Consider the following 12333-nt stretch of genomic DNA (forward strand, 5'->3'; position numbering starts at 1 on the left):
TCGGGCTCAGATCCAGCGACGGGCGGTTGGTCAGAACCGCCCGTTCGCACATTCTGGCAGGTTTCGAACACACAAGAACGCGAAGCAGCCGTTCAACCATCGCGCAGGGAAGGCCGGGTGTTCCGGCTCGTACCTGTGGTTCCTGCCGCCTGCATTTTTTTCGCAGGCGGGCCATGGGTGCGGCCAGCATCCGGCCTTCCCTGCGCCTCTGCGTTATCCGGAGGCGACGCGTGACGCAAAGCTCGGGCGCGGATGCGCCGCGAGGATAAGGCAGCATGTCTCAGACTAACCGCTCTTTGAAAAGTGGAAACCGCCAACCCCAAGCTCGTCATGGCCGGGCTTGTCCCGGCCATCCACGTCGCTCCGCAAATACGATTTACATTGTGATCGTATCGAAGAGATCGTCCCAATCTGGATTAGTTGCAATGATCAGCCCGACCTTCCAGGCACGTGACCAATGCTTGATGTTGTGCTCGCGCTGGATCGCGCTCTGAATGTGTCGTCGAAGACTTCGAAGTAAACGAGCCGCTTCAAACCATATCGCTTAGTGAAGCCGTCGACGAGGCCAGATCGGTGCTGATACACCCGGCGCACGAGATCACTGGTCACACCGACGTACAGCGTGCCATTCGGACGATTGGTCATGAAATACACGTAGCCGCTCGCCATGTCGTCATACTGCAAGACGTGGATGGCCGGGACAAGCCCGGCCATGACGTGGGGAGAGAGCGAGGACCAAACTTCGGCAGCACCCCGGGGCTGCGCTCGGTTCCCTACCGCCGCTCACCCCTGCTCAGCAGGAACACCCCCTGCTCGCCGAACATGTTCCAGAACCACCAGGGCATGGCGACGCGCAGGGGACGGCCGTAACTATCGAGGGCGACGGCGCGTTCCATCTTGACGTCGATCTCGTCGCAGAGCTGCACGAAGTCCTTGATGGTGCAGAAATGAATGTTCGGCGTGTCGTACCAGGTGAAGGGCAGATTGTCGGTGCGCGGCATGTGGCCACCGACCAGCAACTGCAGCCGCAGCCGCCAGAAGCCGAAATTCGGAAAGGTGACGATGGCGCGGCGGCCGATGCGCAGCAGGTTCTCCAGCACGACCTTGGGCTGCCGCGTCGCCTGCAGGGTCTGCGACAGAATCACGTAGTCGAACGCGTCGTCCGGATAATCGACGAGATCCGTATCGGCGTCGCCCTGCACCACCGCGAGCCCCTTGGCGACGCAATGGTTGACGCCCTCGCGGGACAGCTCGATGCCGCGGCCGTCGATGCCGCGGCTTTCCAGCAGTTGCAGCAGATCGCCATCGCCGCAGCCGATGTCGAGCACCTTGGAGCCGCGCTCGACCATGCCGGCGACCAGCAGATGATCAGGCCGATAGGCCAGCACCTCGCCGCCAGTGAAGCCGTTCAGCGGCAGCACACCCTGCATGCTCATGGCTCAGTCTCCCTTCGCATGGGCAAGCCCGCGCGCCTTGCCGGCGGAATCGAGAAACGCGCTGGCGATCTCGAAGAACTCGGGGACATCGAGCAGGAACGCGTCGTGGCCCCGGTCGGTCTCGATCTCGGCGAACGACACCCGCGCGCTGGAGGCGTTGAGCGCATGCACCAGCGCGCGCGACTCCGCAGTCGGAAACAGCCAGTCGCTGGTGAACGACACCACGCAAAAACGGGTCTTGATGCCGCGAAACGCCGCCGCCAGCACGCCGTCATGGTCGCCGGCGATGTCGAAATAATCCATCGCCCGCGTCAGATAGAGATAGGAGTTGGCGTCGAAGCGCTCGACGAAGGACGATCCCTGGTAGCGCAGGTAGCTCTCGACCTGGAAATCGGCGTCGAAGGAGAACGTCGGCAGCTCGCGGTCCTGCATGCGGCGGCCGAACTTGCGATGCAAGGCGGCGTCGGAGAGGTAGGTGATGTGCGCAGCCATGCGCGCCACAGCCAGGCCGCGATGCGGATGCGTGCCCTTGTCGGCGTAACGGCCGTGATCCCAGTCGGGATCGGCCATCACGGCCTGGCGGCCAAGCTCGTGGAAGGCGATGTTCTGCGCCGAGTGGCGCGTCGCGCAGGCGATCGCGAGATTGGCGAACACGCGCTGCGGATAGGCCACCGTCCATTGCAGCGCCTGCATGCCGCCCATCGAGCCGCCCACCACGGCGAACAGCGTGTCGATGCCGAGATGGTCGATCAGCATCGCCTGCGCCCGCACCATGTCGGGGATGGTGATGATCGGGAAATCGAGCCCCCACACCTTGCCGGTGGCGGGGTTCAGCGAGGCCGGCCCGGTCGAGCCCATGCAGCCGCCGATCACGTTGGAGCAGATGATGAAATAGCGACTGGGATCGAGCGGGCGGCCGGGACCGACCAGCGTCTCCCACCAGCCGGGCTTGCCGGTGACGGGATGGCGGTTGGCGACGTGCTGGTCGCCGGTCAGCGCGTGGCAGACCAGCACCGCGTTCGACCGGTCGGCATTGAGCTCGCCGTAGGTCTGGTAGGCGATCTGGAACGGCGACAGGTCGACGCCGCAATCGAGCCTGAGCGGCTTGTCGGCGCCGAACTGCGCCACCGGCGAGCTCGGATGATCGACCTCGTGCGAGCGCTCGTCGGGCGCGACCGTGCGCAACGCGGATGTAGGCGTCGCAGATTTGGACTTCGCAGATTTGGACTTCGGCGTCAGACCTGTCATGTCTCTCACCCCAGCCATCCGGCCAGGGCTCCCGAACCACGTGACACATCAGGCCATGAAAAACCCGGCCTGAACTGGGGTTCGGCCGGGATCGATAACGTCCCCGGCCTGTTTAGCGAGTTTTTTAACGTGGCTGCAAGCCGGCCGGCTCAAATGACCACGGAACGGGCAGAAACTAGTCCCGCGGGCGCTATTCGTCAAGGCAAGCTGGGGTTGACCGTTGGTCGGGCGCTCTGCCGCAGGTCAGCCAAGCCTGGATGGCGCAAGGTAAACTTGCTGTTGCGCAGGTCCGCGGCATCGGAGAGAACGGCATCCGTTCCTTTGGCCGCAGGTTTTCCCGTGGCCTCGCGAAGAGTGACACGGACCATGTCGAACCCGCCGCCCGCCCCGCCCTCGCTCGCCGATCTGCGCAAGGAGATCGATGCCATCGATGAGCAGGTCCATCAGTTGCTGATGAACAGGGCCGACATCATCGACCGGCTGATCAAGGTCAAGAAGACCCAGGAGGTCGGCTCGGCGTTCAGGCCCGCGCGCGAGGCCGACATGATGCGCCGCCTGGTGCAGCGCCATCGCGGCATCCTGCCGCTCGACACCGTCGAGGGGATCTGGCGCGTGATCGTCTCGACCTTCACCTATGTGCAGGCGCCGTTCTCGGTTCATGCCGACGTGTCGGTCGGAGAATCCGCGATGCGCGATTCCGCCAGGTTCCATTTCGGATTCGTGGTGCCCTACGTGCCGCATTTCAGCGCGCAAGCCGCAGTCGAGGCTGTGGCGCGCTCGAAGGGCGATCTCGCGCTGGTGTCGACGACCTCCGGCCATACGCCGTGGTGGATCACGCTCGAGCCCGTGGGCGCACCAAAGATCATCGCGCGGATGCCGTTCATCGAGCGCGCCGACCATCCCGCCGCGCTGCCGGTGTTCGCGGTGTCGCGCGTCGCCGACGATGCGCTGGTGCTCGAGGTCGAGACCTGGAGCATCCGCGTCTCCGGCTGGAATGCGCAGGTGTCGCGGGCGCTGTCGCCGCTCGCCGACGTCATCGCGGTGCCCGATACCGCCTTCGACGGCGCCGCACTGCTGGTATCGATCGAGTCGCCGTCGAACCTCGACAAGATCAGGGCTGCCCTGATCGCGGCGGGCGCCTCGGTACGCTCCGCCGCCCTCGTCGGCGGCCATGCGAAACGCTATACGGTTCCGAGCTGAGACGCCCCGCGCCAGTGATGATTTTCCGGAGTTGACGATGAACCGCCCCGTGCCGAACCCCGGCATCCTCGATATCGCGCCCTATACACCGGGCAAGAGTCCCCAGCCGGAGCCGGGCCGCAAGGTTTTCAAACTGTCGGCCAATGAGACCCCGTTCGGCCCCTCGCCGAGGGCGATCGAGGCATTCAAGAGTGCGGCCACTCACCTGGAAGATTATCCGGAAGGGACTTCACGGGTGCTGCGCCAGGCGATCGGCCGCACCTACGGCCTCGATCCCGACCGCATCGTCTGCGGCGCCGGCTCCGACGAGATCCTCAATCTGCTGGCACACACCTTTCTCGGCCAAGGCGACGAGGCGATCTCGACCGCGCACGGCTTCCTGGTCTATCCGATCGCGACCATGGCCTGCGGCGCCAGGAACGTGGTTGCCGCGGAGACGGAGTATCGCACCGACGTCGACGCCATCCTTGCCGCGGTGACGCCGCGCACCAAGCTGGTCTGGCTCGCCAACCCGAACAACCCGACCGGCACCTACATCCCGTTCGACGAGGTCAAGCGGCTGCGCGCCGGCCTGCCGTCGCAGGTCGTGCTGGTGCTCGACGCCGCCTATGCCGATTACGTCTCGCGCAACGACTACGAGTTCGGGCTCGAGCTGGTCGCCACGACCGAGAACACCGTCGTCACCCATACGTTCTCGAAGATCCACGGGCTCGCGGCGCTCCGCGTTGGCTGGATGTTCGGCCCGGCGCATATCGTCGATGCGATCAACCGCATCCGCGGGCCGTTCAACGTTTCCTCGCCGGCGATGCTCGCGGCGGTCGCCGCGATCGAGGACACCGCGCATCAGCAGATGTCGAAAACGCACACGGAAGCGTGGCGCAACTGGCTGACCGAGGAGATCGGCAAGCTTGGGCTGAAGGTGACGCCGAGTGTCACCAATTTCATCCTGATCCACTTCCCGACCGACAAGGGCAAGACCGCGGTCGAGGCCGACGAATTCCTGACCCGGCGCGGCCTCGTGCTGCGCGCGCTCGCCAACTACAAGCTGCCGAACGCGTTGCGCATGACGATCGGCACCGAGGAGGCCAATCGTCTAGTCGTGGAGGCTCTCAGCGAATTCATGAGGGCGACATGAGCGTCGCGGGGCGATTCGAACGCGTCGCGCTGATCGGCTTCGGCCTGATCGGCGGCTCGATCGCGCGCGCGGCGCGGCTGCAGGGGGTGGCCGGCGAGATCGTCACCACGGCGCGTTCGGAGAGGACGCGCGCGCGCGTCGCGGAGCTCGGCATCGTCGACCGCGTCGTCGCGAGCAATGAAGAGGCGGTCAAGGATGCCGATCTTGTCATCCTCTGCATTCCCGTCGGCGCCTGCGGTCCCGTGGCCGAAGAGATCGCGCCGCATCTGAAGCCCGGCGCCGTCGTCTCCGACGTTGGCTCGGTGAAGGGCGCCATCGTCCGCGACATGGCGCCGCATCTGCCGGGCAACGTTCATTTCGTCCCGGCACATCCGGTGGCGGGCACCGAGAATTCGGGGCCTGACTCCGGCTTCGCCGAGCTCTTCATCAACCGCTGGTGCATCCTGACGCCGCCCGATGGCGTCAATGCCGACGCGATCGATCGGCTGCGCGGGTTCTGGACGGCGCTCGGCGCCAAGGTCGAGATCATGACGCCGGATCACCACGATCGCGTGCTCGCGATCACCAGCCACCTGCCGCATCTGATCGCCTACACCATCGTCGGCACCGCCGACGAGCTGGCGCAGGTGACGGAGTCCGAGGTGATAAAGTTCTCCGCCGGCGGCTTCCGCGATTTCACCCGCATCGCCGCATCCGATCCGACGATGTGGCGCGACATTTTCCTGAGCAACAAGGATGCCGTGCTCGACATGCTCGGCACCTTCACCGAGGACCTCTCGAAGCTGACGCGGGCGATCCGCCGCGGCGACGGCGAGGCGCTGTTCGATCACTTCACCCGCACCCGCGCGATCCGCCGCGGCATCGTCGATATCGGCCAGGATTCGGCGGCGCCGGACTTCGGCCGGCCGCTGCCGCAGTTGAAGAAGCCCTGAGGTCAGAACAGCGGAGGGACGCGGGCGACCTTGAACGGACCGAGCACGACGACACCATCGGAGAAGCGCAGCGGGAAGGTCCGCGCCTTGCGCCCTTCGAGGGTGGCCTCCTTGCCGAGCGCATTGATGCCGAGCGCGACGCCGACATTGGCGTTCTGCTTGACGACCTTGCCGAGGCCGGGAATGGCGCGATCGAGCGCACCGAGCAGGTTGTTGACATCCTGCGACTTCACGCCGGGCGCCACGCGATCAAGCGCACCCTGCGGCACGCCGTTCTCGAGCATCTTGTCGAGACCGAGCGCCGGGATGACCTTTTCGATCCCGGCGACCGTCATCTGCACCTCGCCATCGATGTTGCCATTGGCGGTCAGGCTGAGCGTGCCCGACGCGACCGCCAGCAGTTCGCCCTGCTGGATGCGGGACTGGACGATCTCGACATGACCGCCCGCCGCCTGGATCTCGCGAAACCGCTCCGGCCAGGGTTTGGGCCGGAAGTCCTTGAGACCGGTGACGCGGGCCTGGATGTCGGCATTGAACGGCTCGGCAAGCAGCGGATGACCGCCCTGGATGCTGCCGTTTTCGATCTGCAGCGCAGTCTCCAGCACCGGATGATCCGACGGCGTGCCCTCGGCGAGACGGCCGTGCAATTCGGCATGATCGGCGCGCGCTGCGGGCACGGCGGTGTTGCCCTCGATGCGGTCGATGGTCGGTTGTTCGAACACGAGGTCGGCGCGCTGCGGCGGCCCCGGGAGGCCGCGGACGCTGGCCTCGCCGACGCGCCAGTTCACGGAGAACGACGCCGTTCCACGACCATCGGCAATCGTCGCGGGTCCCTTGAACTCCGCGATGATCCGCTTCGGGTCCCAAACCTGGGCGACGACGAGGATCTCGTCGAGCTTCGCATTCATCAAGGGCGTACCGGCCGCCTGCGAAAACAGCGCCACGCTTGGATCCGTGCAGCGGACCTCGAGCCGGAACGGGAAGCCCGCGACCGAGCGCTTCGCGCAGTCATAGACGCGTCCCGATTTTGCTTCGCGCGCACGCCAGGCGTCGGCCTGGACATCCACTTGCGAAGCGGCGAAGAACCAGAATGCGCTCCACGCAACAGCGGCGATCAGGAGCAGGACGGGAGCGATGAAAAGCCCCCAGCGAGAGCGCCTGCGCGGCGGTTGCGGCGAACGAGACATGCAGGACACCCTTTGGGCAGCAATTTTGGCAATTCGGCGATCACGGATTGTGTATCTAAATTAACAATTCGCGAGCACCGTACTTAGGCTTCCGCATTGATGTCCGCAATGACCCTCTCCGAACCCGACCTTCCCCACGGCGACCTCTGGGTCTTTGGCTACGGCTCGCTGATGTGGCGGCCCGGATTCGCCTTTCTCGAGCAGGTGCCGGCGCGGCTGATCGGCGAGCATCGCGCGCTCTGTGTGTATTCGTTCGTCCACCGCGGAACGCCGGAGAAGCCGGGCCTCGTGCTCGGTCTCGATCGCGGCGGCGCGTGTCGCGGCATTGCGTTTCGGGTCGCAGCAGACAAGCGCGACGAGACCATCGCCTACTTGCGGGCGCGTGAGCAGGTGACCTCGGTCTATCGCGAAGTGACGCGCTCGGTTTGGCTTGAAAACGAAGCGCGCGAGCGGGTGAGCGCATTGGTCTACGTGGTCGATCGCGGCCATGTGCAATATGCAGGCCGGCTGTCGCCGCAGGAGCAGTTGCGCCATGTGCGCCAGGGTCACGGCCAGTCCGGCGCCAATCGCGACTACGTGATCTCGACCGTGAAGGCGATCGAGGCGCAGGGCTTTCGCGACACGCAGCTGCATCGGCTGGCGACGATGCTGCACGATGACGGCCACTCGCTGCATCCTGCGCCAGGCAAGACATAGCCCTCAAGCCTTCACCGGCGCCCGCACCCCGCCAAACAACTGCGCCTGTTCCGCTTGCCCCGCGGCGACGAGCCGGCCGGTCGCCTCTTCGATGACACTCTGAATCCGCGCCATGAACTCATCGCGCGGCAGGCCAGGCGGCAGCGGATCGAGAAACTCCACGACGAGCGTGCCCGGATAGCGCAGAAATGTGCGGCGTGGCCAAAACAAACCCGAATTCAGGGCCACCGGCAGGCAGGGTACGCCGCAATCCGTGTAGATCAAACCGACGCCGCCCTTGTAGTCCGGCGGTGCGCCCGCCGGGCGCCGGGTGCCTTCCGGGAAGATCACGAACTGACGGCCATGCTTCACCTCCTCCGCCGCCCGCCGCATCACCTGCTTCAACGCGCGGGCGCCGGAGCTGCGGTCGATCGCGATCATGTCCGCCTTGACGAGATACTGTCCGAACAAGGGAATCCGCAGCAGCTCGCGCTTGAGAACGAAGAACGGCGCATCGAAGAAATGCAGCAGCGAGATCGTCTCCCACATCGACTGATGCTTGGCGGCGACGATCAGCGGCCCCTTCGGGATCTTCTCGACGCCGCGATATTCGACGCGGATGTTGCAGACGACGCGCATCAACACGATGTTGCTCTGCGCCCACCAGTTGGCGACGCGCAGCAGCGCCTTGCGGGGCATCGCCAGGGTCGGCAACGCGATCAGCGCCCAGAGCACGAAGTTCGGGTAGAAAAGGATGTTGAACAGCAGCGAACGCAGGAAGATCGAGACCATCAGAAACCCAGTTCAATTGGCTTGCGCCGTCGTCGGTCGGCGCGACACCGAGCCGGTTGGCGGATCGACCTCGGGCACGAGATCGAGGCCGAGATCGGCCAGCCGCAGCCGCATCTCGGCGGCGACATATTTGGCGTATTCGGACAGCAGAAGTCGCACCGTCGGCGCGCTGGTCCACCACGGCTCATCGCGCCATTTCTCGCCGACGACGGCATAGGGAATGAGATCCATGCTTGGCATCGCATGCGAGAGCTCGACGATGGCCCGGGGCATGTGATAGTTCGACGTCACCACGATCAGCGACTTGAAGCCGCGCTCGCTGGCCCATCGCCGCGTCTGCGCGGCGTTGCTGCGGGTGTTGATCGCCGAATAATCCAGATCGACGCAGCAGTTGATGAATGATCGCGCCTCGGGCAGCGACCGGGTGATGTCGCTGGCCTCGTTGGTCGGGTGCACGCCGGAGATCAGCAGCCGCCGGCCATAGCCTCCCGCCAGGAGTTCCACCGCGTCCGATACGCGTGACGAGCCGCCGGTCAGGACCACGATTCCGTCCGCCTTGCGCTCGGGCTGGATCTCGGCGCCCCGCAATTGCGAAAGGAAGCCGACGAAACCGACCGCCGCGACGAAAAAACCGACCCCGAGCGTCGCCACGGCGCCCGCGAGCGTCCGCCACACCGCCACGGTGAGCGGCAGCTTTCGCCTGCTATGGTCGGTCTCCGGCTCCATGCAACGCCTGGCTTGTCCTTGCCTGCCTGCGCGCGGCGCCATGCCGTCGCGCGATCCCGTCGTTCAAGTCCGGGAACGCAGGCAGGTTTCGCCGGCCTCCCGATCACGTTCGCTCGCCGCCGATCCTGGCGCGCGACCTCCGCCGTGTTCGTGACCCAGCTCACCCCGTCCTGCCTCATCCCGGCGCAGACGATTTTAGGCGGTTTTCGGGCCAAGTGAAATCCGCAACGAGACGGCTGGGGATAGAAGCCACCATCAGTCGATGCTCGCCAGCGTCGTGAACAGGGTCCGGCGTGCGGCCCAGCCGGTCACCGCGGCGATCACCACGGCCTGCAGCGCGATCGCGACATAGCCGAGCGGGCGCAGCGAGAACGTCCCCAGCAACGCCGCGAACTGATCGCCGACGGGGGTGCCGGAGAACCAGTTGGCGATCGACTCAGAGAATCCGAATCCGAGCATCGCAAGGCCGCCGCCGATCACGCCCCCCTCCAGTCCGAGCTGCAGGAAGTGCCGCAGGAAGTGATTGGCGATGTAGCGGTCGCCGGCGCCGACGAAGTGCAGCACCTCGACGATCGGCCGGTTCGCGGCCATCGCGCCGCGGGTCGCGAACGACACCGAGATGATGGTGGCCGCGATCACCAGCACGAGAATGCCGAAGCCTGCAAACAGGGTCGCTCCGGTCATCGAGCGCATCCGCTCGATCCAGGCGCGATGGTCGTCCACGCTGGCGGTCGGCGCAACCTGGGTCACGCGGGTGCGCAGGGCGTTGAGATCGAAGCTGGTGCCGGGCTGGACGCGCGCAATGATCACGCGCGGCACCGGAAGCTCGTCGAACGACAGGCCGCTGCCGAGCCACGGCTCCAGCAGCTTGCTGGATTCCTCCTTGGTAAAGGGCCGGACCTCGACGATGCCCGACTGCCCCCGCATCGCGTCCGTCACCAGGGCAATGTCACGCTCGATGTCGCGGCCGGTCTTGGGACGGACCTGGACCGTGATCTCGCTCGCCACCTCCGACTGCCACTCGGCCGCGGACTCGCTGACCAGCAGCACGCCACCGGTCGTGATCGAGGCCAGGAAGGTCATGATCGCGACCACGGCGACCAGCGCGCGGCCCGCGATCGAGGCGCGCGGCACGATCGGCGACACGATGCGGGCCTGCGCCGGCAGTTGCGGGCGGTCGTCGCCGAGATCGACCAGAAGGCCGCGATCGTCTACGCTACTCATAGATGTGCAATCGTCCCTGATGCAGCACCAGCCGGCGGGCCTCGTATTGGTCCATCAGCGTGATGTCATGGGTTGCGATGATCACCGCCGTGCCCGAGCGGTTCAGCTCGATGAATAGCCGCAGAAGGCGGCGACCCAGTGTCGGATCGACGTTGCCGGTCGGCTCGTCCGCGAGCAGCAGCTGCGGCCGCGAGATCACGGCGCGCGCGATCGCCGCGCGCTGCTTCTCGCCGCCCGACAGGATCGGCGGCAGCGCATCCATGCGCTCGCCGAGGCCGACCCATTTCAGGAGGTCGATGACCTCCTTGCGGTAGCTCGACTCATCGCGGCCCATGACCCGAAACGGCAGCGCCACGTTCTCGTAGGTCGTCATGTGGTCGAGCAGCCGGAAATCCTGCAGCACGATGCCGATGCGCTTGCGCAGATCGGCGATCTCCTCCTTGCTGAGCAGCGAGATGTCGTAGCCGAACAGATTGACCAGGCCGCGGGTCGGCCGCAGCGACAGGAACAGCAGCTTCAGCAGCGAGGTCTTGCCGGCGCCCGACGGGCCGGTGAGAAACTGGAAGGAATGGGCCGGAACCTGGAAACTGAGGTCGCGGAGAATCTCCGGCCCCAGTCCATAGCGCAGCCCAACATTTTCGAACCGAACCAAAGCGTCAGCTCCGTTCGACCGCGTGCGCGGCAGACCCGCACGCTCCAAGCTCAGCGGTACGATGGCCCGATTGAGCGCCCGTTATGGTTTCCGGTTCGTTAACGGTCGCCGTGTACCATTGGCGCGATTGAGTTCCGAAGTTCGTCGACATGGCGGTCCTTGTAGCACGAACTGTCGGAAACAAAGCGGCAATGGCCGTTGGAGAACCGGCGCGATGTTCATCGTTTGCCCTCATTGTACGACATCTTATGCCATCGACTTGGCAACCCTGGGTATGGCCGGCCGCAGCGTACGCTGTTCCCGTTGCAAGGAGGTCTGGCTGGCGCGACCGGAGGATGCGGTCGAGGCGCCCGCCCCCATGCCTGCCATGGCGGAGGCCGGCGCGGCCGCCGCGCCGCGTGACGCCGCCGACGAGTGGGAAGCCCTCGCCCGCCAGGAAGACGACGACGACGGACGCCAGCCCGAGGTGGAAAGTCCGCCGCTGGCCGCCGGCTGGCCCGAGGACGCGCTCGCCGAGCCCGAGGACGACACCGAAGAGGCCGAGCAGCCGGTGCAGAGCGGGGCTTCGCGCCTCGCCGGTCTCCGCACGCTCATCAGGCGCCCGAAATTGCCGGATGTCCCAGGCAATAGGCTGTTGAACCTGCCGGTGCTGACGGCCGCCATGGCGGCGCTCACGATTGCGCTGGTGGTGTGGCGCGCCGACGTCGTCAGGCTGCTGCCGCAGACGGCGTCGTTCTACAAGCTGGTCGGGCTCGAGGTGAACCTGCGCGGCCTGAGCTTCAAGGACGTGAAGGTCGCGACCGAAACCGTCGACGGCAAGCCGGTGCTGGTGATCGAGGGGACGATCGTCAGCCTGACGAAGAAACCGGTCGACCTGCCGCGGCTGCGCTTCAGCGTGCGCGACGCGCAGGGCACCGAGATCTACGCCTGGAATACGCTGCTCGAGCAGACCGCGCTCAAGCCCGGCGAGCGCACGACGTTCAAGTCGCGGCTCGCCTCGCCCCCTCCCGAAGGCCGCAATATCGATATACGCTTCTTCAACCGGCGCGACCTCGCTGCCGGCAGTGCATGATGGTTCCGGTCTCGTGGGTCGCCCGCGGGGCCCACGACACGGAGACGAAACGAC

Annotated in this window: 13 protein-coding genes, 1 pseudogene and 1 riboswitch; of the genes and pseudogenes, 5 read left to right on the forward strand and 9 right to left on the reverse strand. The window is 65.9% G+C overall.

The features are described from left to right. From ACQR1F_RS21115 to metX, 4 genes and pseudogenes are all read right to left on the reverse strand, one after another. A partial coding sequence (locus tag ACQR1F_RS21115) for a hypothetical protein (protein WP_434913776.1) occupies window positions 1-190 on the reverse strand: 190 nt, incomplete at its 3' end. A gap of 186 nt (window positions 191-376) precedes the next feature. Then, window positions 377-714, reverse strand: a pseudogene (locus ACQR1F_RS21120) (GIY-YIG nuclease family protein). Between the two features lie 59 nt (window positions 715-773). After that, complete coding sequence (gene metW / locus ACQR1F_RS21125) at window positions 774-1436, reverse strand: methionine biosynthesis protein MetW (protein WP_315805723.1); 663 nt, start codon at window positions 1434-1436, stop codon at window positions 774-776. Between the two features lie 3 nt (window positions 1437-1439). Then, entirely contained in the window at window positions 1440-2693 is a 1254-nt protein-coding gene (gene metX / locus ACQR1F_RS21130) for a homoserine O-acetyltransferase MetX (protein WP_434848285.1), read from the reverse strand. A gap of 82 nt (window positions 2694-2775) precedes the next feature. Further along, a riboswitch (SAM riboswitch) is annotated at window positions 2776-2855 on the reverse strand. A gap of 195 nt (window positions 2856-3050) precedes the next feature. Here metX and ACQR1F_RS21135 point away from each other — a divergent pair. The 3 genes from ACQR1F_RS21135 to ACQR1F_RS21145 are packed head-to-tail and all read left to right on the forward strand — an operon-like array spanning window position 3051 to window position 5951. Continuing rightward, window positions 3051-3884 (forward strand): chorismate mutase, encoded by an 834-nt coding sequence (locus ACQR1F_RS21135; protein ID WP_315805721.1) that lies wholly within the window; start codon window positions 3051-3053, stop codon window positions 3882-3884. 37 nt (window positions 3885-3921) lie between these two features. Beyond that, the gene (gene hisC / locus ACQR1F_RS21140; protein WP_434913777.1) at window positions 3922-5019 is read left to right on the forward strand and encodes a histidinol-phosphate transaminase; all 1098 of its coding nucleotides are present in this window, start codon (window positions 3922-3924) and stop codon (window positions 5017-5019) included. Beyond that, a complete protein-coding gene (locus ACQR1F_RS21145; protein ID WP_434913778.1) occupies window positions 5016-5951 on the forward strand; it encodes a prephenate/arogenate dehydrogenase family protein in 936 nt (311 codons plus the stop codon). The genes hisC and ACQR1F_RS21145 overlap by 4 nt, the downstream gene beginning before the upstream one ends. 2 nt (window positions 5952-5953) lie before the next feature. Here ACQR1F_RS21145 and ACQR1F_RS21150 read toward each other — a convergent pair whose 3' ends face one another. Further along, the gene (locus ACQR1F_RS21150; RefSeq protein WP_434913779.1) at window positions 5954-7138 is read right to left on the reverse strand and encodes a DUF2125 domain-containing protein; all 1185 of its coding nucleotides are present in this window, start codon (window positions 7136-7138) and stop codon (window positions 5954-5956) included. 99 nt (window positions 7139-7237) lie between these two features. Here ACQR1F_RS21150 and ACQR1F_RS21155 point away from each other — a divergent pair, with 99 nt between their 5' ends. Beyond that, a complete protein-coding gene (locus ACQR1F_RS21155; RefSeq protein WP_434887582.1) occupies window positions 7238-7834 on the forward strand; it encodes a gamma-glutamylcyclotransferase in 597 nt (198 codons plus the stop codon). A gap of 3 nt (window positions 7835-7837) precedes the next feature. On the opposite strand, the gene ACQR1F_RS21160 is transcribed toward ACQR1F_RS21155, so the two are convergent. The 4 genes from ACQR1F_RS21160 to ftsE all read right to left on the reverse strand — a co-directional run bounded on the left by ACQR1F_RS21160 (window position 7838) and on the right by ftsE (window position 11207). After that, entirely contained in the window at window positions 7838-8605 is a 768-nt protein-coding gene (locus ACQR1F_RS21160; protein ID WP_434913780.1) for a lysophospholipid acyltransferase family protein, read from the reverse strand. A gap of 12 nt (window positions 8606-8617) precedes the next feature. Continuing rightward, window positions 8618-9331 (reverse strand): YdcF family protein, encoded by a 714-nt coding sequence (locus ACQR1F_RS21165; protein WP_434837984.1) that lies wholly within the window; start codon window positions 9329-9331, stop codon window positions 8618-8620. 255 nt (window positions 9332-9586) lie between these two features. Continuing rightward, the gene (locus tag ACQR1F_RS21170; protein WP_315805714.1) at window positions 9587-10555 is read right to left on the reverse strand and encodes a cell division protein FtsX; all 969 of its coding nucleotides are present in this window, start codon (window positions 10553-10555) and stop codon (window positions 9587-9589) included. Beyond that, window positions 10548-11207 (reverse strand): cell division ATP-binding protein FtsE, encoded by a 660-nt coding sequence (gene ftsE, locus ACQR1F_RS21175; protein ID WP_315805713.1) that lies wholly within the window; start codon window positions 11205-11207, stop codon window positions 10548-10550. Before ftsE ends, ACQR1F_RS21170 begins: the two co-directional genes overlap by 8 nt. 214 nt (window positions 11208-11421) lie before the next feature. Between ftsE and ACQR1F_RS21180 the strand changes: the two genes are divergently transcribed. Continuing rightward, a complete protein-coding gene (locus ACQR1F_RS21180; RefSeq protein WP_316183690.1) occupies window positions 11422-12279 on the forward strand; it encodes an MJ0042-type zinc finger domain-containing protein in 858 nt (285 codons plus the stop codon). Window positions 12280-12333 lie beyond the last annotated feature (54 nt).

Origin of the sequence: Bradyrhizobium sp. HKCCYLS3013 (assembly GCF_051167615.1) — a bacterium.
Classification (GTDB): Bacteria; Pseudomonadota; Alphaproteobacteria; order Rhizobiales; family Xanthobacteraceae; genus Bradyrhizobium.